At 36.0% G+C, this 25,686-nt stretch carries 22 protein-coding genes; 12 read left to right on the top strand and 10 right to left on the bottom strand.

The genetic code is table 11. From position 1 onward, the window contains the following. Positions 1-20 precede the first annotated feature (20 nt). The 6 genes from AC1Q51_RS22540 to AC1Q51_RS22515 form a co-directional block, all read right to left on the bottom strand. Positions 21-1,850, bottom strand: a complete 1,830-nt coding sequence (locus AC1Q51_RS22540) for a monovalent cation:proton antiporter family protein (protein ID WP_492331727.1) — start codon at positions 1,848-1,850, stop codon at positions 21-23. 221 nt (positions 1,851-2,071) lie between these two features. After that, the gene (gene qoxD / locus AC1Q51_RS22535) at positions 2,072-2,383 is read right to left on the bottom strand and encodes a cytochrome aa3 quinol oxidase subunit IV (RefSeq protein WP_000068425.1); all 312 of its coding nucleotides are present in this window, start codon (positions 2,381-2,383) and stop codon (positions 2,072-2,074) included. Continuing rightward, the gene (qoxC, locus tag AC1Q51_RS22530) at positions 2,384-2,986 is read right to left on the bottom strand and encodes a cytochrome aa3 quinol oxidase subunit III (protein WP_000729313.1); all 603 of its coding nucleotides are present in this window, start codon (positions 2,984-2,986) and stop codon (positions 2,384-2,386) included. It abuts the gene before it with no gap. 13 nt (positions 2,987-2,999) lie between these two features. Then, entirely contained in the window at positions 3,000-4,934 is a 1,935-nt protein-coding gene (gene qoxB / locus AC1Q51_RS22525; RefSeq protein ID WP_000762374.1) for a cytochrome aa3 quinol oxidase subunit I, read from the bottom strand. A 33-nt stretch (positions 4,935-4,967) separates the two neighbouring features. After that, positions 4,968-5,843 carry a cytochrome aa3 quinol oxidase subunit II gene (locus AC1Q51_RS22520; protein ID WP_001176166.1) on the bottom strand — a complete coding sequence of 292 codons (876 nt, stop codon included), beginning with the start codon at positions 5,841-5,843 and terminating at the stop codon, positions 4,968-4,970. Positions 5,844-6,125: 282 nt separating this feature from the next. After that, complete coding sequence (locus AC1Q51_RS22515) at positions 6,126-7,541, bottom strand: amino acid permease (protein ID WP_098361497.1); 1,416 nt, start codon at positions 7,539-7,541, stop codon at positions 6,126-6,128. A gap of 374 nt (positions 7,542-7,915) precedes the next feature. On the opposite strand from AC1Q51_RS22515, the gene AC1Q51_RS22510 reads away from it, so the two are divergent. The 8 genes from AC1Q51_RS22510 (at position 7,916) to AC1Q51_RS22475 (ending at position 15,606) form a co-directional block, all read left to right on the top strand. Continuing rightward, positions 7,916-8,626: a C39 family peptidase gene (locus AC1Q51_RS22510; protein WP_000734491.1), complete on the top strand. Its 711-nt coding sequence runs from the start codon at positions 7,916-7,918 to the stop codon at positions 8,624-8,626. A gap of 132 nt (positions 8,627-8,758) precedes the next feature. Next, positions 8,759-9,934: an amidohydrolase gene (locus AC1Q51_RS22505; RefSeq protein ID WP_053565221.1), complete on the top strand. Its 1,176-nt coding sequence runs from the start codon at positions 8,759-8,761 to the stop codon at positions 9,932-9,934. A 1-nt stretch (position 9,935) separates the two neighbouring features. Continuing rightward, positions 9,936-10,133: a DUF3311 domain-containing protein gene (locus tag AC1Q51_RS22500; protein ID WP_000719836.1), complete on the top strand. Its 198-nt coding sequence runs from the start codon at positions 9,936-9,938 to the stop codon at positions 10,131-10,133. Then, entirely contained in the window at positions 10,130-11,602 is a 1,473-nt protein-coding gene (locus tag AC1Q51_RS22495; protein ID WP_492331726.1) for a sodium:solute symporter family protein, read from the top strand. Before AC1Q51_RS22500 ends, AC1Q51_RS22495 begins: the two co-directional genes overlap by 4 nt. A gap of 101 nt (positions 11,603-11,703) precedes the next feature. Continuing rightward, positions 11,704-13,182 carry a spore germination protein GerLA gene (gerLA, locus tag AC1Q51_RS22490; protein ID WP_103574563.1) on the top strand — a complete coding sequence of 493 codons (1,479 nt, stop codon included), beginning with the start codon at positions 11,704-11,706 and terminating at the stop codon, positions 13,180-13,182. Beyond that, positions 13,183-14,307, top strand: a complete 1,125-nt coding sequence (gene gerLB / locus AC1Q51_RS22485) for a spore germination protein GerLB (protein WP_000802006.1) — start codon at positions 13,183-13,185, stop codon at positions 14,305-14,307. Further along, positions 14,291-15,457, top strand: a complete 1,167-nt coding sequence (gene gerLC / locus AC1Q51_RS22480; RefSeq protein WP_023521200.1) for a spore germination protein GerLC — start codon at positions 14,291-14,293, stop codon at positions 15,455-15,457. The genes gerLB and gerLC overlap by 17 nt, the downstream gene beginning before the upstream one ends. An 11-nt stretch (positions 15,458-15,468) precedes the next feature. Next, complete coding sequence (locus tag AC1Q51_RS22475; protein ID WP_000493991.1) at positions 15,469-15,606, top strand: hypothetical protein; 138 nt, start codon at positions 15,469-15,471, stop codon at positions 15,604-15,606. Between the two features lie 62 nt (positions 15,607-15,668). Here AC1Q51_RS22475 and AC1Q51_RS22470 read toward each other — a convergent pair whose 3' ends face one another. The 3 genes from AC1Q51_RS22470 to AC1Q51_RS22460 are packed head-to-tail and all read right to left on the bottom strand — an operon-like array spanning position 15,669 to position 18,023. Further along, the gene (locus AC1Q51_RS22470) at positions 15,669-17,069 is read right to left on the bottom strand and encodes a nucleoside recognition domain-containing protein (RefSeq protein ID WP_000443602.1); all 1,401 of its coding nucleotides are present in this window, start codon (positions 17,067-17,069) and stop codon (positions 15,669-15,671) included. Beyond that, positions 17,047-17,769: a FeoB small GTPase domain-containing protein gene (locus tag AC1Q51_RS22465; protein ID WP_000033865.1), complete on the bottom strand. Its 723-nt coding sequence runs from the start codon at positions 17,767-17,769 to the stop codon at positions 17,047-17,049. The genes AC1Q51_RS22470 and AC1Q51_RS22465 overlap by 23 nt, the downstream gene beginning before the upstream one ends. Next, the gene (locus tag AC1Q51_RS22460) at positions 17,766-18,023 is read right to left on the bottom strand and encodes a FeoA family protein (RefSeq protein WP_000252989.1); all 258 of its coding nucleotides are present in this window, start codon (positions 18,021-18,023) and stop codon (positions 17,766-17,768) included. The genes AC1Q51_RS22465 and AC1Q51_RS22460 overlap by 4 nt, the downstream gene beginning before the upstream one ends. 509 nt (positions 18,024-18,532) lie before the next feature. On the opposite strand from AC1Q51_RS22460, the gene AC1Q51_RS22455 reads away from it, so the two are divergent. The 4 genes from AC1Q51_RS22455 (at position 18,533) to AC1Q51_RS22440 (ending at position 21,981) form a co-directional block, all read left to right on the top strand. Next, positions 18,533-19,435, top strand: coding sequence for a phosphate ABC transporter substrate-binding protein PstS family protein (locus AC1Q51_RS22455; RefSeq protein ID WP_000245112.1), 903 nt, complete (start codon positions 18,533-18,535; stop codon positions 19,433-19,435). 71 nt (positions 19,436-19,506) lie between these two features. Then, a complete protein-coding gene (gene pstC, locus AC1Q51_RS22450; RefSeq protein ID WP_000676676.1) occupies positions 19,507-20,397 on the top strand; it encodes a phosphate ABC transporter permease subunit PstC in 891 nt (296 codons plus the stop codon). 2 nt (positions 20,398-20,399) lie between these two features. Continuing rightward, complete coding sequence (gene pstA, locus AC1Q51_RS22445; protein ID WP_000994139.1) at positions 20,400-21,320, top strand: phosphate ABC transporter permease PstA; 921 nt, start codon at positions 20,400-20,402, stop codon at positions 21,318-21,320. Positions 21,321-21,456: 136 nt separating this feature from the next. Next, on the top strand, positions 21,457-21,981 hold the full coding sequence (locus AC1Q51_RS22440; RefSeq protein WP_063546482.1) for a P-loop nucleotide/nucleoside kinase family protein: 525 nt from the start codon (positions 21,457-21,459) through the stop codon (positions 21,979-21,981). 44 nt (positions 21,982-22,025) lie between these two features. On the opposite strand, the gene AC1Q51_RS22435 is transcribed toward AC1Q51_RS22440, so the two are convergent. After that, positions 22,026-25,070: an efflux RND transporter permease subunit gene (locus tag AC1Q51_RS22435; RefSeq protein WP_098251438.1), complete on the bottom strand. Its 3,045-nt coding sequence runs from the start codon at positions 25,068-25,070 to the stop codon at positions 22,026-22,028. Positions 25,071-25,686: the final 616 nt, after the last annotated feature.

Below are 25,686 nucleotides of genomic sequence, written 5' to 3'. Positions count from 1 at the left end.
ATTATGTGAGGGGCATCTTTTTACTCTAATATGTTTTTTAGTGTATCGATATGCTCTTTTGAGCCTGTTACAAGTAATGTATCGCCGTGTTGTAGTCTTGTATCACCATGTGGTATTAATGCTTTATTACCGCGGTAGATTTGAATGACAAGTACATCACCTAAAAACGGAAGGCGGCGAAGCGCAATGCCGTTATATTTATTGCTGCGTAGTTCAACTTCGCGTACTGTTTCGTTTGCTGTTGTAATTAAGCGAACGAGACTAGGTTTATCAATAAGTGCACGTAATAAAATACGTGTAGAGTTAATTGTTGAGAATACAGCGATATGTTCTTGCGTTGCTTTTTCTTGTAGAAGTGGATCTTCTACACTTGCAATAACATGTTCAACACCTAGCTCTTTTGCATGTTCTGCTAATAATAAGTTTTGTTCATCATCGCTTGTTGCAATAACGACGCGATCTGCATCAAATGCTGTTTGTTCAGTTAATGATGCGATTGTGATGTCATCTAATTTCACGATAGGGAAGTCATGCGATTTCGCTTCCTCATCATTTATTTTGTTTTGACGCATCATATATAGCGTTACGTCATAATCTTCTCGTTTTAAATCTAGTGATAACGGAAGGGTAATTCTGCTCGCGCCAATAATAGCTACTTTTGGTTTTGGTGTTTCTACTTTTGGGAACATTTTTTTAAACAATATAGGTGCAAAAATACAAGTAATAACTGCGCTTAAAATAAGAGAGGCAGATAAACTTGGACTGATGATCCCTAGTTTTTCACCAATTTGTGCAGCCGCAATAACTAAAGAAAGTGTCGATGTTAATAAGATTGCACTTCCAAGTACGATATTACGTGGATACCATTTTCGTAAGACGAGTGATGGTAAGAGTTTTGAAATAAAGAGTCCTACAATTAAGATTGGGATCATTAGCATGCTAGAAGGTTCTTTAAAAATAGACCATACCTCTAGATTTACACCAACCATTACGAAGAAAATAGGGATGAAGAAACCATAGCCGATAGAATCAAGTTTTTCCACCATATCTTCATTGGGTGATAATAACGATACAAGTACACCTGCTAAGAAGGCACCTAAAATATTTTCTGCTCCAACAGATTCCGATAACCCAACTAAGATTAAAATGAGTGCAAAAACAGCCCGTGTATCAATTTGTACACTACCAGCTTTTAAACTATCTAAGTATGGAATGTTTTTAAAGCGTTTTGCAATAAAGTAAATGACAATACCGGCACCGAATAGAAGAAGTAAGAGCCACATACTTTGGCCGCTTTCGGAATTTAATCCGACGAAAACGGCGAGTAAAATCATTGTAACTAAGTCTGCAATAACAGCAACTAATAAAATGATTTGTCCGATCGCAGTTTTTCCTAGGTTGTTCTCTTTTAATGTTGGTACAACAACACCTAAAGAAATAGTTGAAATAATTAAAGTCATGAACATTGCATTATCTACAAATCCTAGCCATACGAATAGTAATGATAGGGCATAAGATAAGATGAAAATAAATAAGAAGATAATGCTTGCTGCTTGAAATGTATTTGGCTCGTTTGTCGTATTTTTTTTCCCTTTTTGTTTAAAGATAGAAAAATCAATTTCTAAACCGCTTAAGAACATGAGGAAGATAAATCCTAATGTTGATAAAACTTGAAGCCATATATCTGGCTCAATAATATTAAACCCACTTTTACCTACAAAGATTCCTGCAATAATTTCTGCAACGACAACAGGAAGTGCTTTTAATTTAAAGCGTTGTAACAAAAGGGGAACGAAAAACGCGATTGCAACGACAACCATAAGTGATAGAACAGAAGTATGATGTTCCATTGCGTTCTCTCCCTTCAAATAAATATAGTACCTATTTAGCCATATAATAGGTAGAAAAGCAACGCATATGGATTCGATTTCATAAAGAAAGACTTTTCTTAACATTTGTCATAATAAGTATATTTTTCATGATTCTGTTGTTAATTCCGTAATGTGGATGTAATGGGGGAGGAGAATAAAAAAAGACTGCTGAGATTCCTCAGCAGTCTTTTTCATGTACATTACATTGAGAAGAAAATCCATACAGTTAAACCAACTGTTGCAGTTGCAACGAAGAAACTGTATATCATTGTAAGAATTTGAACTCTTCCTTCTCCTTCTTTTAAATGCATGAACATAATTAATTGTAACAATGCTTGCGCAACAGCCATTATGATAATAGTTGTTAAGACTGTTGAAAGTGGCAATGTTGTGTAAAGTGCCACGTATAACGCTAGAAACGTTAATGCAAGCGATAAAATAAATCCGAAAACGTGTGACCAAGGGAATCCGCTATGCGCATGCCCGTTTGCTTGATTGTTGTTTTGAGCCATCTACGCCACCATCCCGTTCAAGTAAACTAGTGTGTAAATAAAGACCCAAACAAGATCAAGGAAATGCCAGTATAAGCTGATAATGAATACTTTACGAGCTGTAACTGGTGTTAAACCTCGTTTTAAAATTTGGATAATAACACAAATTGCCCAAATGATACCGCCTGTTACGTGGGCTCCATGCGTTCCAAGAAGAACGAAGAATGCAGATAGGAAAGCACTTGTTTGAATTGTTGCGCCTTCACCGATGTACATAATGAACTCTTCGATTTCAAAGAATAGGAAACCTGCACCTAAAAGTAATGTAAGGATGAACCATCCAAGCATTGCTTTTTGGTTGTGCTTACGCATTTCGTGAATTACGATACCACATGTGAAACTACTTGTTAAAAGTAGTAATGTTTGAATTAAAAGCGTTTTAAGTTCAAACAGTTGCGCTGGAGTTGGGCCATCTGCCGTACGACCAGCAAGGACTAGATAAGAGGCGAAAAGTGTTGCGAACAGCATAATTTCAGCCCCAAGAAAAATCCAGAATCCTAGGATATTCAATCTGCTTTGTTCGGATTGATATTCCAAAGGTAAGCTTTTATCTAAAGCCGCCATGTCATTTCACCTCTCATGCTATATGTTCTGTTTCTTTAATTTCATCAACACTTACGTAGTAGCCATCATCATAATCGAATGAACGATAGATTAAGCAAGCTAAAATACCAACGCCGCCGATTGCTGCAAGCCAGAACCAGCTAAATACTAATGCGAAACCTGCAAGACCGAAGAATAAAGACGCAATAATAGGCACACCAGAGTTACTTGGCATGTGAATTGGTTTGATATCTTCTGCTGCTGGTGTAACTGTTTCTCCGCGTTTTTTCATGTACCAGAAAGCATCAGCTTCTTTGATTTCTGGAAGTTTCGCGAAGTTGTAATGTTGTACAGGAGATTGAGTTGCCCATTCAAGTGTACGGCCATCCCATGGATCTCCAGTTGTGTCACGTTCACCGTGACGTGCACTCCAAATTACGTTGTAGCAAAGAAGTAGGAAGCCAATACCCATCATTACCGCACCAACAGATGCGATTTGGTTTAGCCATCCCCATCCAAGACTTTCAGAGTAAGTGTACATACGACGAGTCATACCGTCTAAACCTAAGAAGTACATTGGGAAGAAACAGATGTTGAATCCGCTCATAAAGATCCAGAATGTCCATTTACCTAGGCGTTCATTTAACATATGACCAGTCATTTTTGGATACCAGAATGTGAATCCAGCAAGCATAGCGAATACTGTACCTGCAATTAATACGTAGTGGAAGTGAGCGATTAGGAAGTAGCTGTTATGGTATTGATAATCAGCTGCTGCCATTCCAAGCATAACCCCTGTAACCCCACCGACTACGAAGTTTGGAATAAATGCCAATGACCAAAGCATTGGAACTGTAAAACGGATACGTCCTTTATACAGTGTAAACAACCAGTTAAAGATCTTAACACCGGTTGGAATCGAAATCGCCATTGTCGAAATCGAGAAGAATGAGTTAACCGCTGGACCTGCACCCATCGTGAAGAAGTGGTGAAGCCATACGACGAAACTTAGTAAAGAAATTGCAACCATTGAGTATACCATCGCACTGTAACCGAATAGACGCTTACGTGAGAATGTACTAATGATTTCAGAGAAAATACCGAATGCCGGTAAAATAACGATATATACTTCAGGGTGACCCCATACCCAGAACAGGTTGGCCCATAACATCGGCATACCGCCGCTCGCCATCGTAAAGAAGTGAGCATCGAATAGACGGTCAAATGTCATTAATGCAAGAGCAACTGTTAATACTGGGAAAGCGAAAATAATGATAATTGTTGTAATTAAGATTGACCAAGTAAACATTGGCATTCTCATTAAAGTCATACCAGGTGTACGCATTTTTAAGATAGTAACAAGGAAGTTAATACCGGTCATTAGCGTACCGAGACCTGAAATCTGTAATGCAATTGCGTAGTAGTTATTTCCTACGCCTGAAGTAAACTCTGTACCTGCCATTGGGAAGTAAGAAGTCCACCCAGCGTCTGGAGAACCACCGATTACGAAAGCGATGTTGAATAACATTGCTCCGACAAAGAATAACCAGAAACTTAAAGCATTTAAGAACGGATATGCAACATCACGAGCACCAATTTGTAATGGTACTACAAGGTTCATTAATCCCATAACGAATGGCATTGCCATGAAAAGAATCATTACTGTACCATGCGTTGTAAAGATTCCGTTATAGTGTTCAGCGTTTAAATAAGTTGTTTCTGGGAATGTTAACTGTGCACGGATCATTAAACCATCCATACCACCACGGAATAACATGATAACCGCAGAAATAATATACATGGCTCCGATTTTTTTATGGTCAACAGTTGTCAACCATTCGTCCCAAAGCCATTTCCATTTTTTATACTTTGTTAGTACGAAAATGATTGCTAATGTCACAAGAACGATAGAAGCGTCTGCACCGTAAATAATCGGGTCACCTGTGACAAAGAATTCATCAAGCTTCACTGTGTTCACTCCAATCTGTTGGAATAATAGCTATTATTTTTTGTTTTTGTAGTAGTTGTAATCACAATATTCAAGTGATTTTGGATCTACATAACTTAAGTGGTGACTAGAGAACGTCATGCGTCCAACTACACCAGGTTTAATAATTTCGTTGTATTTCTGTTCTGTTAACTTATCAGCAGTTTGTTGTACTTCTTTAACCCACTTGTCATATTTCTCTTTAGTTTTCGCTTCAACTTCGAACTCCATGTGAGTGAATCCTTCACCAGAGAAGTTCGCACTACGGCCTAGGTAAGAACCTGGTTTATCAGCTTGTAAATAAAGATCCATAATCATGCCATCCATTGTGTACTTCATACCACCAAGTTCTGGTACCCAGAAAGCATTCATTGGGCCGACAGAAGTCAGTTTGAATTGAATTGGTACACCAGCTGGGATGTTTAAATAGTTAACGGTTTCAATTTTTTCCTCTGGGTAACTGAATAACCATTTCCAGTTTGCAGATGTAACATAAATTTCAACTGGTTTAATATGTTTGGACTCTTTCGGAACCTCTTCCGAAGCATAAGTTGCTTTTACTGTTGGAATCGATAATGCGATAACGATAATAACAGGAACAAGCGTCCAAATAATTTCTAGTAATGTGTTACCGTGTTGTTCAGGTGGCTCATAGTCCATATTCTCTGGTTTTTCACGATAACGAATCAAGATGACTGTAAACAGAATGAATACAATTGCGATAATTAATGACATAAGCAAGAATGACCAAACAATTAAATCATACTGTGCTTTTGCAACAGGTCCTTGCGGATTTAATACTGCGAGTTTTTTATCACAGCCACCGAGGAACAGAAGTAATGATAACGGAAGAAGCGAAGCCAACTTCCAAAACGCTTTCTTTAGTTGCACGATTGAAAATCTCCTTTCTCCTTGGATTGAAACTATGCCAATAAAACAATATAAACCTATTAATTTATAGAAGGCAATAGTTTTTGATATATTGTTAAAAAATAGACACAAATGCACACTTTTTAAGGTGAATATCATTTGTAACTTGATTACATTGTAAACTATTTTCCAGAGAAAAACGTGATTGTGAAAATTTTAAGATAAATAAAGTTATACCAGGATATCCAAGAAATAGAAAAAAGCTATCTTATGATAAGAAAGATAGCTGAATATTTTGTATATTTAGTTTATTTCTTGTGTGACAGTTCGTGGCTGTTCAAGTTTGACAATTTTTTTATATTTAACTTGGTATAAAATGTAACAAATAATCATGAATGGAATGCCACAATAAAGAGCAATTCTTTGATCTGGAATGAAAGCCAAACTAACAAATGTAATGAAATTGAGCGAGAACGCTACGATTGGAACTAGTGGATAGAGCGGTGTACGATATTTTAAATCATTTATGTCGCCACCATTTTTCACGAAATTTCTACGGAAGAAAAACTGTGAAGCGGCGATTGACATCCACACGACAACAGCAGCCATTGCTGCAATAGATGTTAAAACTAGAAAGACAGTATCTGCCGCAAATACACTTGTTAATAAGGAAAGGCTAGCGAAAATTAGGCTGAAAATTAATGCATTTAGCGGTACACCTTTTTTAGTTAATTTCGTAAATGCTGGACTTGCCATTCCTTGTTTTGCCATCGCCCACAGCATACGAGAATTTGCGTATAGACCAGAGTTAGCAACGGATAATACAGCTGTAATAATAACAAAGTTCATAATGTCTGCTGCATATGGGACACCGGCTACATCAAATACAAGTACAAAGGGACTTTCGACTAGATTAGCCTCTTGCCACGGGAGTAAACCTACAACAACTGATATCGCTAAGACGAAGAAGAAGAGAGTTCGCCAAATTGTATTTTTGATTGCTTTTGGAATTGTTTTTTCAGGATTTTCACTTTCTCCTGAAGCGATTCCGATTAATTCTGTTCCTTGGAAGGAGTAATTTACCGTAATCATCGTAAGAAGAACAGCTAATGCACCGTTTGGAAATAGCCCGCCATTTTCAGTGAAATTATGAAGCATTGGAGCTGGCTTTCCATTAAAGTCTAGTAGACCGAACATAACAGCGCCACCAAGTACGATGAAAATAACAATTGTTGCGACTTTTACACTTGCGAACCAAAACTCTGCTTCTGCATATGCTTTTGCTGATAAAGCGTTTACGAGAAAGAGCGCTGCTGCAAATGTAACGCACCAAATCCATGAAGAAACGTCTGGAAACCAGCGTTTCATTAAAATACTTACAGTTGTTAACTCTACGCCAACTGTAACAGCCCAATTTAGCCAATACATCCAACCGACAACAAATCCAAAACCAGGTGAAATGAATTTGCTTGCATAGCTTTGGAATGAACCTGCTTCTGGCATAGCAACGGATAATTCACCAAGACATAACATCGTTAAATACATAACAAATCCACCGACTAAAAATGCAAGAATAGCACCACCAGGTCCGGCATTATGGACAATTTGACCAGATCCCATAAATAGCCCGGTTCCGATAACACCGCCGAGTGCAATCATAAATAGGTGTCTACTTTTCATTGTTCGTTTTAAATCTGTTTGTTCAATTTGTTGATTCATATGCCCCTCACCCCGTATTTTCTTGAATGTGTGAACTTCGTTTTATTCTGAGTTTTTAATCATTAGTGGGGGATGCAACACACTCGGTTTATTTACTATGAAATGAATGGAGTATGTAAATAAACGAACTATGACTAAATACTCTAAGAATGTTTGTTAACATGGTGATATCTTCACTATGTTAACAATTTTGATTTTAGCAAAATATTCTGGAAATGTATATTTATTTTTCTTTTTATTAAAAATAATTAGAATTTTTATAATTAATTCTATGAGCGATAATTCACATGATCTTTCTAGCAAACTAGTAAGAAGAAGGGTACAATGATAAGAGTTGTGTCTGTAAAATAATAATTAATGGAGTTTTGTTTATAATGAAAAAGTTAAAATATCTTTTTGTTTTTGGGATTATACTTGCTGCTGCATTTTTTATAGGGAAAGATAAAATCATGCAAAAGGCGCAAGTTCTACGCTTAGAGTTTCTATCTGAAATGAAAGAAGCAGCTATGATTGAGGATGTTCCGTTTATTAAACAATTACCAGAATTACCCCGAGGATGTGAAGTGACAAGTTTAGCTATGTTGTTGCAATATAAAGGTGTACAAGTAGATAAGATGCAACTTGCTAGCGAAATTCATCGCGTTCCATTTGAACAAAATGGCGTACGGGGAAATCCTTACGAAGGGTTTGTTGGAAATATTTATACAAAGGCAGAGCCTGGATATGGTGTATATAATCAACCGATTTTTAATTTGGCAGAAAAATATGTTCCTGAAAAAGTAATTAATTTAACAGGTAGAGACATGCAAGATATATATAAAGTAATTAGTTCTGGTTCTCCAGTATGGGTCATTATTAATACGACGTTTAAGCCGCTAGCTGAAAGTAGTTTTGAAACATGGAATACGAGTTCAGGTGAAGTGAAAATTACATATTATGAGCATAGTGCAGTAGTAATTGGATATGATCAAAACTTTGTATATGTAAATGATCCTCTTAAAAATAATCCGCGTTTGGCTGTTCCGCGAGCAGAATTTGAGAAAGCTTGGGAGCAAATGGGAAAACAAGCAATTACTATTTTATAATAATGAAAAAGTCATCTTTTGGGTGGCTTTTTCTTTTTGAGTTATTATTACGGAAAATTCAGAAGATTCTTTTAAAAGTTAACAATTCACGTTATAATAACATTTAACTTGGTGAAGAAGGAGTGAAGGGGTATGGATGTTGCAAAAGAATTTGTTTTGTCAAAAAATCAGTTAGTTGAGTGGAGAAGGCATTTTCATAAGTATCCAGAGTTATCTTTTCAAGAAGAAAAAACATCGCAGTTTGTGTTCGATATACTTCGGAAATTCCCATATTTAGAAGTGTCACGGCCGACTAAATATAGTGTGATGGCAAAGTTAGTAGGTAAACATCCGGGCAAAACAGTTGCGGTTCGAGCTGATATGGATGCTCTTCCTATTCATGAAGAAAATGAGTTTGATTTTATTTCTACATACAAAGGTGTAATGCATGCATGTGGTCATGATGGACATATAGCGATATTACTTGGGGTTGTACATAAGTTAGTAGAAGAAAGAGAGAAGATTAAAGGGGAGATTCGTTTTCTATTCCAACATGCTGAAGAAAATTTTCCTGGTGGTGCAGAGGAGATGGTTGCTGCAGGTGTAATGGAAGGTGTGGATTATATTATTGGTGCTCACCTTTGGGCGTCGTTAGAGGTTGGGAAAATAGGTGTTATTTATGGTCCTGCAATGGCTGCACCGGATGTTTTTAAAATTAAGATAGAGGGAAAAGGTGGACATGCTGGAATCCCTCATGAAACGGTGGATAGTATCGCAATCGGAACACAAGTCGTTTCGCAACTTCAGCAAATTGTATCTCGCCTCACGAATCCATTAGATTCGCTCGTAATATCTGTTACGCAATTTCATGCGGGGACAACTCATAATGTAATACCAGAGCAAGCCGAGATTGAAGGGACAGTGAGAAGTTTAAGACATGAATTACGAGGTGAAACAGAGAAGAAGATTGAGCGGATTGTGAAGTATATTACGGAATCTTACGGAGCGAAATATACATTTTCATATGAATATGGATATCGACCAGTTGTAAATGACTATGAAGCTACAGAGCTTATTGAACAAACGGCATTACAACTTTATGGAAGGGATAGAGTTGTTCGTTTACAGCCAACGATGGCTGGAGAAGATTTTTCAGCGTTTTTACAAAAGGCACCGGGGACATTCTTTTTTATCGGAGCAGGAAATAAAGAGAAAGGTATTATATATCCTCACCATCACCCTCGTTTTACGATTGACGAAGATGCATTACCGATTGGAGTGGAAGTCTTTGTATCAGCCATTATGAACTTTATAAGTAAAGGAGAATGAGATGAAGAAAATACACATCCTAGCGCTTATTCCAGTTCTTTGTTTAGTAGTTGGGCCAATATTTGCGAATTCAGTTACTCCTTACGTATTAGGGATGCCCTTTTTATTATTTTGGGTATTATTATCAGTGTTTATTACTTCTCTTTGTATGGGGCTTGTGTACGTGTTTGATCCTGCTAATAAGGAGGATGTAAAATGACTGCATTACTTATCATTATTTTATTTTTGTTTCTCGCACTATTTTTAGGGATTCGGGCACAACATGGAAAAGATATGAATTTAGAACAATGGTCAGTTGGAGGAAGAGGGTTTGGCACTATTTTTGTTTTTCTCCTTATGGCAGGTGAAATTTATACGACGTTTACATTTTTAGGAGGAAGCGGCTGGGCATATAGTAAAGGCGCACCTACCTTTTATATTTTAGGCTATGGTGCTTTAGCTTATCTTTTATCGTATTTTTTATTGCCACCGATTTGGAAGTATGCAAAAGAGCATAACCTTGTTTCGCAGTCGGATTTTTTTGCGAAGAAATACAGAAGTAAGGCGCTTGGACTTATTGTTTCCATTGTTGGTGTTGTTTCCATCATCCCATATCTTGTTTTACAGTTAAAGGGACTGGGAATTATCGTTTCAGAAGCGTCTTACGGAAGGGTATCACCTGTTGTTGCAGTTTGGATTGGTGCTATTGTTATAACTATATATGTAATGGTTTCTGGTATACACGGTTCAGCTTGGACGGCTGCTTTGAAGGATATTATGATACTGTTTATCGTTATGTTTTTAGGTATATATTTACCGTATCATTATTATGGAGGATTTCAGCCGATGTTTGAAGCTGTAGAAGCAGCGAAACCAGGATTTTTATCTTTACCTGAAGAAGGAATGAGTATTTCTTGGTTTGTTTCTACTATTATATTAACGGCCCTCGGTTTCTATATGTGGCCTCATACATTTGCTTCTGCTTTTTCTGCAAAAAATGAAAAAGTATTTCGTAAAAATGCAGCAATTATGCCATTGTATTCTTTAGTTTTACTTTTCGTATTTTTTGCAGGATTTGCTGCTATATTACAGGTTCCGGGATTAAAAGGAGCGGATGTAGACCTTTCATTGTTCAGACTTGCTCTTCAAACGTTTGACCCTTGGTTTATTGGAATTATTGGTAGTGCGGGAGTATTAACGGCATTGGTTCCAGGTTCGATGCTTGTTATGGCGGCTTCTACACTGTTAGCAAAAAATATTTATCGAACGATTGTTCCATCTGCTTCAGATAGACAAGTTGCTAAGATGGCAAAATTATTTGTGCCTGTAGTAACGCTCGTGGCAGTTTTATTTACATTTAAAGGAGGGGAAACAATAGGAGCGCTTCTCTTAATGGGGTACAGTATCGTTACGCAACTTTTCCCTGCACTTGTATGTAGCGTGTTTCCACGCCAAATTGTTACGAAGCAAGGAGCGATTGCAGGAATGGGAGTTGGGCTGTTAGTGGTCGCATATATTACCTTATCTGGCTCAACTATAGCTACGATGTTTCCGAGTTTTCCGCAGTATATAAAAGATTTGAATGTGGGCATAGTCGCATTGTTAATTAATATGATTGTGATGTTTGTAGTTAGTGGATTTACAAAAGGTGTATTTATAAAGAAAAACACTACAATAGTAGAAAAGTAATTCGTTTATTGGAGCTATCTTTGCAAAGAGATAGCTCTTTTTTGTATATATTTTCTTCTATTAGCGGAATCTAACTAAAAACTTGTTGAAAAGGAAGTTAGGTGGGGAAATTGTTAGAGCTTGAAGGTAACTTATTTGAAGTTATGAAAGAAATTAGGGATGAGTTAGGTTCACCTAATGATTTAACAATTAGAGAAGTTGCTCTTGCTGGGAGTTTTACACGTTGTGCGGTTGTGTTTTTATGTGGATTAACAGATAAGGATAATGTTTATAAATATGTCATTCGCACACTGCAATACGAAGAAATTCAAAATGAGGAAGCTGTTGTTCAAACGTTATTGGATCGTTTTATTTCTATCGCAGAAGTGGGTGTAAAGACGAAGTTTCCAGATATTATGAATGCGATTTTAGCGGGAGATACAGTTATATTAATTGATAATATTCAAACTGCTATCGTTATTAATAGTAGGGCTTGGGAGAAGAGAAGTTTAGAGCCACCAGTGACAGAAGATTTAATACGCGGACCGAGAGTTGGATTAAATGAAGATATTAATGTGAATAAAATGTTAATCCGACGCAGTTTACGCGATCCAAAGTTGAGGTTCCAATCTTATATTATGGGGAAGCGATCGCAGAAAGAAGTAACCCTAGTATATATAGAAGATATTATAAATCCTCACATTGTAAAAGAGTTAGATCGCCGTCTTCAATCAATAGTGACAGATGTCGTTTTGGAAACAGGTACGATTGAACAATTAATTCAGGATAATAATTTATCTCCATTTCCACAATTTTTGAATACGGAGAGGCCTGATAATATTATAGCCTCATTAGCGAAAGGGAAGGCGGCCATTTTAGTAGATGGATCCCCGTTTGCTCTTATCGCGCCACTCGTATTTGTTGATATTTTTCAATCTGTAGAAGATCATTACGAGCGCTGGGTGATTGGAACGTTATTAAGATTTTTACGTATGGGATCAGGTATAATTGCGGTTTTGTTACCAGCTATGTATGTAGCGCTTGTATCTTACCATCAAGGACTTATTCCTTCTAAACTGGCTTATTCAATTGCGGGTGCGAGGGAAGGTGTTCCGTTTCCAGCATATATTGAAACGTTAATGATGGCCTTGACTATGGAATTAATACGAGAAGCTGGAATCCGATTGCCCAAACCAATGGGACAAACGATAGGGATTGTAGGAGGTCTTGTAATTGGAGAAGCTGCGGTAAATGCAGGGATTGTAAATCCGTTTTTAGTTATTATTATTGCGGTTACTGCGATTGCTACGTTTTCGCTTCCTGTATATAGTATTACGATTACGTTCCGAATTTTACTTTTCGTCTTTGTATTAGCTGCAACGGCTTTTGGGTTGTATGGGATCATTCTAGCTCTGATTGCACTTGCTATTCATATTACAAATTTAACAAGTGTTGGTATACCGTATACAACCCCAATTGCTCCTGCATTTTATAAAGATTGGAAAGAAGAATTTATTCGCATGCCAAAATCGATGTTGAAAGATAGACCAGAGTACTTACAAACAAAAGATTCTACAATACGTCCAAAGGAGCGAAAATAAGTGAAACCATTTGAGTATGGCGATGAAGAGATTGGATCTCGGGAAATTGGGTTTGCGGTATCATCGACCATTATTGGTATAGGGGCATTGTCTATGCCAAGAGATATCGCTAACCAAACTTTATTTTCGGACGGTTGGATTATCTTACTTTTGGGTGGATTGATCTGCGCAGTTTTAGGTTGGTTTGTGACGAGAGTAGCTATCTTATTTCCGAAACAAAATTTTGTTCAATATACGAGTGCGCATTTGACGAAGCCTGTTGCATACACAATTAGTAGTATTTTAGTATTAACGTTTGCTGCTTTGACAGCATATGAATCGCGAATGATTTCAGTTATTTCTCAAACGTATTTATTTAGTGATACACCGATACAACTACTGTCTTTCTTCTTCTTATTAGTTGTTATTTATGGAATAGCAGGATCACGAGCAGCCTTATTAAGGTTAAATGTTTTATTCTTACCTATTGTTTTAATTGCAATAGTACTTCTTTCTTTATTGAATATAAATTTAATGGAAATAAATAATTTACTACCAGCTTTTCAAACGAAAGTAAGTCAATATGCTGTTGGAGTTAAAAATTCTATTTTTACGTTTATTGGATTTGAAGTAGCTTTATTTTATGCGGTGTTGCTAAATGATAAGACAGCGAAAAAAGCGCCAATGGCAGTCGCGAAAGCGGTGATGGTAAACGTACTGTCATACATTTTAATTTATGTAACTTGTATTAGCGTTTTTACTTATATGACAACACGTGGATTGACATATCCAACAATTGAATTAGGGAAAGAAATTGAAATTGGGGGAGGATTTTTAGAAAGGTTTGATGCGATTTTTTTTACGACTTGGATTATTACAATTTATAACACTACAGCAATGTATTATGACGTCGCATCTTTATTGTTTTGTGCTATGTTTCCGAAAGTGAAGAAACATATTTTTATTTTCGTAAGTGCCCCTATTATTTTTATGGTGAATATGATACCTAGTAGTTTGAATACTTTATCAAGTTATGGGACTTATTTAGCTTGGATAGATATGGGGTTTGTTGTGTTAGCTCCTTTGCTCGTTTTAATTATATATAAAATAAAAAGAAGGAATGGTGGAAATGAAACACCTTCTTAAAATTATAATGGTTATGGCTTTAACTGGATTTATGAGTGGGTGTTCTGAGTTAGAAGAGATAGAAGAAAGAGGATTTGTAGTAGGAGCGGCTTACGATATCGTGAAGGAGAAGAAAGCGAATCCAATTATGAAAGGGACCTATCAGATGGTACTCCCTAGTAAATTGTCTCAACAGGGCGGACAAGGGGGTGGGGATAGCGAAAATTATATTAATGTTAGTGCAAAAGCAGATAGTGTATTTGAACAAATAAGAATAATCGCCAAAAAAATTAGTCGTACATTATTTTTCCCTCATATACAGGTGATTATTTTCTCTGAAGAATTACTTTCACATCCATACATTTTACAAAATACGTTAGATGTATATATTCGCGATCATGAGATGAGAAGAAATATTCGTTTGTTCGTTTCTAATAAAAATGCCGAAGCTATTTTAAAACAAAGTGCCAAGCCTGAAAATTTACCGGCGCAGTATATTGATATGTTAGCTGAACACCCTCCGAAAAATGCCCAAATGATTGAGGCTGCAAGAATTGGTGAGGTGCAGGAAAAGATGATCTCTAACCGAAGTTTTGTATTGCCTATTCTGGAACTAACAAAGCAAGGAGTACAAATGAACGGTGCAGCATTGTTTCGTGGAAAGGATAATAAGTGTGTAGGCAATTTGAGTGGGGAAGAAACATTAGGGATGAATTATATAATAGGTAAAAAAATTGGAGGTTTTTTTACCATCCGTAAAAAGAATCAACTTATTACATATGAAATTCATAAGTTACGTCGAAAAATTAAAGTATCCACAACGAATGCTACAAAACCGAAATTTAATATTCATTTATTTCTGGAAGGTACAATAGCTGAGTTGCACTTTAGTGATCATAAAAAGGTTTTGAATGAAAAGCGTTTAGAGAAGGATATATCGGAAGAAATGGAGGAGCGTATTCAAAAATCGATTAAGCTTGTTCAAAAAAAATATAAGGTAGATGTATTAGAGTTAGGGGAAGTGTATAAGAGACATAATTATAAAGAATGGACAAAAATAAGTAAGAATTGGGATCAAGGCGAAAATTACTTTAGTAATGCTGAAATTACTGTTCACGTTCATCCAACAATTGAACATTCAGGTTCAGCTTTACCGAAAAGAGTGAAATAAGGTGATGAAAGTTGTTTACTGGATTAGGAATTAGTTGCACGATATTAATGGCGGTGCTGCCGGGGGCTATTTATTTCATTCATAAAAAACTCACAACGTATGGAGCGCAGCCGTGGAATACTGATGTACAAAAAAAGAAACCTGAATGATTTTCAGGTTTCTTTCGGGCAAAGCATATGTGAAGGGGGATGCCTTCTATGTATGCTTTGTTTTATACAAGCCCTAACCAATGTACCAATTGTGTAGAGAGGAATGTAACAACAATGGCGATAACGGTAGGGATTGCAAACGATAAGAATGTCCATTTTGCACTTTTTGTTTCTTTGTATATGTTAACCAGTGTTGTTCCACACGGGAAATGAAGAAGTGAGAACAACATTGTGTTTAACGCTGTTAACCAAGTCCAACCATTTTCTAGGAATAGATTTTTAATTTGATTAAAATCATCTATTTCAGTTAAAGCCCCAGTTGATAAGTAAGACATTAATAAAATTGGGATTACAATTTCATTAGCGGGTAGTCCAAGAATGAATGCAGCTAGAATAAACCCGTCAAGTCCTAACATTTTAGCAAATGGATCTAGGAAATTTACAAAATACATAAGTAAGCTTGTGTCACCGATAAAAATATTAGCAAGTAACCAAGTTAATGCAGCTGCAGGGGCAGCAACAACTATAGCTCGTTTTAAAACGTAGATTGATTTATCGAGTGTTGCGCGAACAATTGTATTCCAAACTTTTGGCTTGCGGTACGGAGGTAACTCCAGTGTGTAGTGAGTTGGAACTCCTTTTAAGGCTGTTTTTGATAGTACCCAAGAAACAGTTAATGTCATAATAACACCAATTACAACCATTCCAACTACAACGCCAGCAGTAACCAATGTTTGCATACTGCCTGTATAACCAGCAGCCATAAATAGTGAAGCCATTAAAATTAACATAGGCCAGCGACCGTTACAAGGAACGAAGTTGTTCGTTAAAATTGCTAGCATACGTTCACGTGGTGATTCAATGATACGTGTTGACATAATGGCTGCTGCATTACAACCAAATCCCATTGCCATTGTTAAAGATTGTTTCCCGTGTGCGCCGGATCGTTTGAATAAGCGGTCCATATTAAACGCGACACGTGGTAAGTATCCGTAGTTTTCTAATAGCGCGAACATAGGGAAAAAGATTGCCATAGGTGGTAACATAACGCTAATAACAGCACCGATACCACGGAACAAACCAAGTATTAAAATGCCATGTAACCATTCAGGTGCATGCGCTGCTTGGAACCAAGATGTTAAATATCCTTCGGCCCATCCGAAGAATTCGGCAATCATATCAGATGGTACGTTAGCGCCTGCAATTGTAAGATAAAAAATAATAGATAAAATACCGAGCATAATTGGGAATCCCCAGATTGGAGAGGTGAAAATTTTATCTAGTTTTTCGGAACGATATAATTTATCAGTATTTGTATATTGGACAGATTCTTTACATATGCTTGCAGATGTTCGGTAAATATCTCCGACTATATCATCTCGTATATCTTCTTTTGAAAGTGTTTGTGCATGTTGAATAATATAGTCTAATGGAAGAGCTTTACTGGCTGAGTGAGATTCCATTAATTACGACCTCCCTTACAAGTGGTTCATTATGGTGTTTTTGAAGTGTAGTTAAGAAATTTTTATCTCCATCTAATATACGTAACGCAATCCAACGTGCTGGATACGTATCACCGAACACTTTATAAATTTGTGGTTCTAATTCCTGAATCATATTTTCGATTTTTTCGCTGTAAGTAATTTTAATTGGTGTTGGAATTAGTTTTTTATTTGCTACTTTTGCAATAACATTTAGCAAATGACCAATACCTACTCGGTTACGTGCTGAAATTTTAACGACAGGTACACCAAGTGATTTTGCTAATTTCTTTTCATCGATAACAATCCCTTTTTTCTCAGCTTCATCAATTAAGTTAATGCAAATGACTACATTATTTGTCATCTCCATCACCTGGAGTGCTAAATTTAAATTTCTTTCCATAGCAGTTGCGTCTATGACAACTACAGTTACTTCTGGTTTTTCGAATATAATATAATCCCTCGCTACTTCTTCGTCTGCGGAATTTGAGTATAGTGAGTAAGTTCCAGGTAAATCTATTAATGTATAATTACTTCCGTTATGTTCATATTCTCCTTCAGCTTTTAAAACAGTTTTTCCCGTCCAGTTTCCAGTATGTTGTTTTAAACCTGTTAAAGTATTAAATAATGTACTTTTCCCGGTATTCGGGTTACCAGCTAAAGCAATACGATGTTTGCTCATCTGAAATCATCTCCTATTAATACCCCGAAAATAAGGGAGCTTTCTTCTTTGCGCAGTGCAATAGTTGTGTTGCTCACTTGATAAGCGACCGGATCTCCAAGTGGACTGCGTTGCAATACTTTAATCGTTGCCCCTGGGATAAATCCCAAATCTAATAAACGTCGTTTCATAGTTCCTTCTAATTGTATCTTCTCAATTTGTACAAACTCCCCTGTTTTAAACTCGGAAAGGGGTTTAGTATTAGCCGATACCATAAAAGTTACCTCTTCTCTATATTTTTAGTGTTAGTTTAAAAAGTTTCCTTAGGTAAACTTTTTGTTAGTAATATAGTAGACTACATTGGATGATGCTGTCAATTAGTACTTTAAAAATATTCATTTAATTTTAGAATTGTTCCAATTTATTTAGTTGTACTAAAAAATATTACTGAAATTCTTTTTAATGTGCATAAATTAGGCGTGAAAAAGTTACAAAATACAGCGGAATTGTAAATGTAACTTTAACTAAAAGGGAAAAAGAGAGAAAAACATTTACATTGAATTTACATTGTTAAGAATAAATTTACATTACAGCATAGTTAGTGTGGTTTTTGTTTGCTTCTTTAACTACAAATGTTGGGATTCCTAGCTTTTGAGGATGATTATCGTCATTTACTTAAAATTAAAAATTGCTTAACACTCACATAATATTGTTGTCCTACAATGAATTTGTGTTCGAAAGAAAATGAATTCGAAAAGTGATAATCCAAATGGGGGTACAAGACATGGTTATGAAAAAAGGTATTAAATTTTCTTTAGCAGCTTTAGTGGTAGCAGGAGCATTAGTTGGGTGTGGGAAAGCAGAAGATACAACTAGTAAAGAAACTGCTAAAGGAAGCGATAATACAAAACAAGAATTATCAGGTACGATTGCAGCAGCTGGTTCTACAGCTCTTCTACCTCTTGCGGAGGAAGCTGGAAAGAAATTCATGGAGAAAAATTCAAAAGTTTCTATTCAAGTTCAAGGTGGCGGTAGTGGAACTGGGATTAACCAAGTAGCATCTGGTGCAGTACAAATTGGTAATTCAGATGTTCCGTCTGGAGATAAAATAAAAGATGCTGAAAAGGCGAAAGAATTAGTAGATAACAAGGTAGCGGGGATTGCATTCGCTCTTGTCGTAAATAAAGATGTAAAAGTTGATAACTTAACAGTGCAACAAGTACAAGATATCTTCACTGGAAAAGTAACAAACTGGAAAGAAGTAGGCGGAAAAGATGAAAAAATCAACGTAATTAATCGTCCGGCTTCATCTGGTACACGTGCTACATTTGAAAAAACGATTATGAAAGACGCGAAAATTAATGATGGAACTGGTACAACACAAGATTCTAACGGTGCAGTAGAGCAAGCTATCAATTCTACTCCAGGTTCAGTAAGCTATTTAGCGATGTCTTACATGGTTGGAGATAAAAAAGGTGCACTACAAACAGTGAAAATTGATGGTGCTGAACCGAAAGTTGAAAACATTGCGTCTGGTAAATATCCATTCTGGTCTTACGAGTATATGGTAACAAAAGGTGAAGCGAAAGAAGCAACAAAAGCTTACATCGATTATGTAAAAGGTAAAGACTTTGAAAAGCAAGTAGAAGATATGGGCTACATTCCAATGTCTAAATTAAATAAGTAATAAAGTTTTATGGGGCTGGCTGCAAGGCCAGTCCTGTTCATTTCAATCTGTGAAGTGGGGTCTGTCCTGTGATGAAGGGGAAAAAACAAATTAATTACGTGAAAAGTGAATATATAGGAAGATCACTTGTTACGTTTTGTGGTATTTTTATTGTTTTAATTACATTAGCTATTATTGCGTTTATTTGTGGTAAAGGTATTCAATCTTTTACACAAAGTGGTATCTCATTTACTGAGATGTTAACATCGACAAAATGGAATCCAAATGCTGATCAAGGATCCTTCGGGGCTTTAATTTTCATTGTAGGTTCAACGGTGGTTTCGTTAGGTGCGGTTATTATTAGTGCACCAATTGCTATAGCTCTTGCTATATTCATGAATTTAATTTCGCCAAAGTTTGGAAATAAAGTGTTGAAGCCTGTTCTAGAATTGTTAGTTGGTATTCCTTCGGTTGTATACGGATTATTAGGTGTTACGATTTTAGTACCACTATTACGTGATTCGTTTGGGGGAGTAGGCTTTAGTTTAATTGCAGGTATTGTTGTATTAAGTATTATGATTTTACCTACTATTGCTAGTATCGCTTCTGATGCAATACGTTCTGTTCCATTTGATTATTTAGAAGCTTCTTATGGTCTAGGATCAACGAAATGGCAAGCGATTAGCCGAGTGATTGTTCCTGCTGCGAAAAAAGGGATTTTAACAGGTGTTGTTTTAGGCTTAGCGCGTGCTTTCGGTGAAGCGTTAGCGGTTCAAATGGTAATCGGGAATACGATTAAATTACCAGAAGGAATATATAGTCCGACAGCGACGTTAACTGGTATTTTAACAATGGATATGACGAATACATTGAACGGAACTGCTTGGAACAATGCGCTATGGACTTTAGCGATGATTTTACTTGTTATTTCATTCCTGTTTATTTTAGTAATTCGAGCGATTGGGCAAAGAGGTGAGCGATAATAATGAATGCAAGAACGGTAAATAAAGTTTGGACAGGTATCTTTTATGCGGTTGCGGCTTTAGTTGTAGCTTTGCTAGTGTTCTTAGTATTTGAGATTTTACAAAAGGGATGGGGATTTTGGGATCCTAATTTCTTGTTTGGAGAACCAAGCAATACAAGAGCTGGTGGTGGGATTGGTCCGCAGTTATTCAATTCCTTCTACATGCTTGTTATAACGCTTATTATATCTATTCCTCTTGGATTAGGTGCTGGAATATATTTAGCAGAGTACGCAAAACAAGGACGTTTTTTAAATTTTGTTCGTCTATGTATAGAGACGATGGCGTCTTTACCTTCTATTGTTGTTGGTTTATTTGGTTTGTTAGTGTTCGTTACAATGACAGGTTGGGGATACACAGTAATGGGTGGTGCTCTTGCTTTAACTATTTTAAATTTACCAGGTTTAACGCGTGTTTGTGAAAATGCGATTTCAGAAGTTCCTCATAATGTAAAAGAGGCAAGTCTTGGATTAGGTGCAACGAAGTGGCAAACAATCGCTCGTATTATTATCCCATCGTCATTACCACAAATTATTACAGGGATTATTTTAGCGGCGGGTCGTATATTTGGAGAAGCGGCAGCATTAATTTACACAGCGGGTTTAACATCCCCGATTTTAAATTCAGCAGCGGATTTCTCAAGTCCTGCGCATCCTTTAAATCCGTTTAGACCAGCTGAAACATTAGCGGTTCACATTTGGAAATTAAATTCTGAAGGAGTTATTCCAGATGCGAAGTTGATTGCGACAAAATCTGCAGCTGTATTAATTATTATGGTATTACTATTCAATGTTATTTCACGCTTGATAGCATCTATATTACACAAGCGCTTTACAGGAACGAAAAGAAAAAGTAAAGCAACGAAAAAGGTAAAAGCGGCATAAATTATAAAGAAGAACTCGCTATTTTATAAGTAGGGGGTTCTTTTGTATTTTAATATAGAAGGAATGGATGTAATGATTGTTGAATTTGTGATTAATTATAAAGAAGAACAGATGTAATTTAGAGAGGAGTTTTAATTTGTTTTTTCTGCAAATGTCAGGTTTTCCTGGGTCAGGAAAATCGACAGTTTCTAAGTATATAGCGAAATTAACAGGTGCTGTAATTATAGATCATGATGTTTTGAAATCCGCGTTGTTAAAATCATTAAAAGTAAAAGGAATTGAATCAACGATTGTTGGTGGGCTTGCGTATGATGCCGAATGGGTATTGATTGATTCTTATTTAGAACAAGGGCATAGTGTTATATTGGATAGTCCGTGTTTATATGAGGGAATGGTTGAAAAAGGAATTAAATTATCAACTAAACATGGTGTGAAATATAAATATATTGAGTGTTATCTTAATGATATGGAAGAGATTAATAGGAGACTGCAAACACGTAAGCGTATGATCAGTCAAATTGAAAAGGTGGAGTCGGAAGTAGGTTTTGAAAAGTGGTTAAATGGTAGTCAAAGACCTTTAAATAATGAATACCTTATTGTGGATTCTAGTAAGCCTATAGAGCAATATGTGGAAAAAATGATGGATTATATGACTAAGTAGAGAAAAGACGTTATCTTCATTTGTGAAGATAACGTCTTTTGTTTTTAAATATCAGGTGTTTCTGTAGAAGTGCTTATTTTCCTACGGGAGCGTCTTTTTCTCCCGATTTTATCTAATAGTTCATACATAACTGGAACGACTACTAATGTAAGAACAGTCGAGACTGCCAAACCGCCGATGACAACGACGGCTAAACTTTTTGATACCATACTTCCTGCTTGGGATTGGCCAAATAGGAGCGGGAGCATAGCAACGATTGTTGTAATAGCTGTCATAATAATTGGGCGTAGTCTAGTAGAACCTGCTTCAAGTAAGGCTTCTCTAGTTTCCATTCCGTGTTCCCGATTTTGTTGGACTCTTTCTATTAATACAATAGCGTTTGTAACGACAATCCCGATTAACATTAATGCGCCAATCAAGGAATTTACATCAACAGGTGTTCGTGAAATGATTAATCCTAAAATACCACCGACAGCAGCTAACGGTAAGGAGAATAGGATTGCAAAAGGAGCGCGTGCTTGCCCGAAGGTGATAACCATAATTAAATATACAATCCCGATTGCAATCCCCATAATTTTGAATAAATCTGTAAAATTCTCTTGCATAGATTCAGTAGCTCCTGCGATATTTACTTTTGAACCGCTAGGTAAATCTAAGTCAGTTATCGCTTTATTTACTGCTGTGTTTACTTTACTCAAATCTTCATTTGAAGCTTCGGCGGTAATTTGAATTGTTTCTTTTCCGTCTTTATGGAAAATTTCTGTTTGCGTTTGTTTTTCTGAAATAGCTGCGATGTCTTTTAAAGGAATTGGTCCATTAGTAGGTGATAGTATGTTTGTATTTAAAATATCTTCTTGTTTAGTAATGTTTTCCTTTTTATGTTCTATCATAATAGTAGTTTTTTCATTATTAATTGTAATTTCGCCAATAGGTGACTTCTTCATAAGGAATGCTACTTGTTGCGCAGCTATTTCTGGTGTTAAACCTAGTTGTTCAGCCTTTGTTTGATCAATATGAATTTGCCATTCTTTCTTAGAGTCTTCTAAATTCGTTTTTACTTTAGAAAGATCATCCATGCTTTTTAGTTTTGTTTCGACGATAGTAGCCGCCTCTTTTAAATCCGCTTCGTTAGTAGCTGTTACGTTAAATTGTAAGTTGTTGCCGCCGCCAGAGCTTGAATAACTTGTTTTTATATAATCAAGTTCAGCAGGCTCAAAAGTTTTATTTTCCTTTTTTAGCTCTTTAATATATTGATCAATATCAGAACCTTTTTTAAAGACTACAAATATACTAGCAAGGTTATTTTTAGTTGTTTGCCCCCATTGTGCATCTTCTGCGCTAGATCCCATTCGTAAAATAACGTCTGTTACATATGAATTAGAAAGTAATTTCTTTTCGAAATCGAATGCTTTTTGTTTTTGAGCTTCAGCATTATAATCGGCTGGAAATGTCATGTTAATAGATAACATTGTGTCATCCTCAGATTTTATGTTTGCTTTCGGTAGTAATATATAGACTGCAATCGATCCTGCAAATAATAAAAATGCAGTAAGTAGAATAATGAATTTATGAGAAAGAGACCACTTTAACGTAGCGACATATCGTGATGAAGAACTTGACTTTCGATGCTTTGTTTTTTTGAGTAGTAAAAAAGCCATAAGTGGAACGACTGTGAGTGCAACGATTAAGGATGATAGAATAGAATATACAACTGCTAATACCATAGGTAACATTAATTTTCCGATTGCTCCTGATACGAGGCCGATAGGTAAAAAAACAGCGACCGTTGTTAAAGTAGAAGAAGTAATTGCGACGGCGACTTCTTTCGTTGCATCAAGAATAATATTTTTAGAGAAAGAATCTTTTTGTAAACGGCGGAAAATATTCTCGATGACAACGATACTATCATCGACGAGACGTCCAACCGCAACAGCTAAACCACCAAGGGTTAAAATGTTAAGTGTGATGTTAGATTGATGTAGTAAAAAGAGTGTTAATAAAATAGATAATGGAATACTGACAACAGCGATGAGTGTTGTTCGGAAGTTACGTAAAAAGATTAAGATAATTAGAGTTGCAGCGATTGCTCCAAGTATTACTTCTTTTCCCATGCTAGTAACAGCATTTTCAACTTGTTCATGGGTTGAAGCCAAAAGTTTAATAGAAAATTGATCTTTATATTCCTTATCTATCTCTTTAACTTTTTTATCAATCTCTTTTCCAATGGCAACTGCATTTTTACTTGGTTCTTTCATGATGATTAATCCTGTGCCTTCTTCTCCGTTTATATGTGAGATTGTATCGTAGTGTTGTTTAATTTCAATTTGAGCAATGTCTTGCAATTTCACTTGGGGTGCCACAGTGATGTTTTTAATGTCATTTACATTTTTTATGTCCCCAATGACGCGGAGGTTGTATTCTTCCTGATTAACAGTAATTGCCCCAGCTGGAGTAGAAGTTTCTTTTCCTTGTAAAACAGTGAGTACCTGCTGTGATGTTACGTTTTTGTTTTTTAATTGGTTCGGATCAAGTACGATAGATAATTCAGAGGTGGATTTTCCGAAAAACATAACATTAGCAACACCATCAATGTTTTCGAGTTGTGGTACGATTTCTTTTTCAATTTGTTTTTCATCTGCTTTTGAAAACCCGTTTTGTTTCTGGATAGTAATTTGGGCGAGTGGAATCATAGAAGTGTTTAGTTGACTAACTACGGGCTTGGTTACATCTTTAGGTAATTTAATTGTATTGACGGCTTTTTCGACTTCGCGTGCTGCATCTTTCATGTTTGCTTTTGATGTATACGCAATGTCGATACGTGATAATCCCTCGTATGTAGAAGAAGTAATGGTGTCGATGTGTTCTAAATTGCGAAATTGTTTTTCGAGAGGATCAGTTACATCCTTTGTCATCGTTTCAGCGTCGAGTCCTTGAGATAAGGTTGTGACGGTAATTGCTGGATTGTCGATACTTGGTAAAAATTCCATAGGTAATTTAGAGCCGGAATAAACACCGAGTATGGAAATGAGAAAAATCATGATGATAATGGCAGCTCGGTTTTTTAATGAAAACTTTGTTAACCTATCCATAAAATAATTCCTCCATTGGTTTATTTATAGTTGAGTACATCCTTTCTTACTATATAACAAAAAATGGATATTTTTCATTAATTAAATGTAAAAAAATTCTAATAATATTCTTAAGTTTATATTTGCATTGGAATTGTTTAATGTGGATGGGATTTTTTCTTACGGCTAAGTTATATCGTTATTCTATAGAAGGATAATTATTATAAACTTTAATATAGAAGAGAATGAAAACCTGGGAAGGTATTGTGAAATGCAATTTGGTTGAATGAAGTGTAGTAGTATACAATCAGAATAACTATTTTTAGTAGGAAGGATAATAATTCTTTCTATAGAAGAAAGTAGGATAGATAATTTTTTTGTGTTTTTTATAAAAAACACTTGTTATTTAAAAATCATGATGGTATATTAATAAACGTCGCTGATGCGGAAACGCAGAAAACGACAAAAAAGAAATTTATAAACTTAGTTGACATCGAAAAATGAAGATGTTAATATGATGAAGTCGCTTCTGAAGCGGCGGACAAGTTCTTTGAAAACTGAACGAAACAAACAACGTGAAACGTCAATTTTTATTTTTAGATGCTAGACAAACTAACTTTATTGGAGAGTTTGATCC

The sequence above is a fragment of the Bacillus sp. MT94 genome, from assembly GCF_058792475.1.
This window is presented reverse-complemented; position numbering and strand designations above follow the sequence as displayed.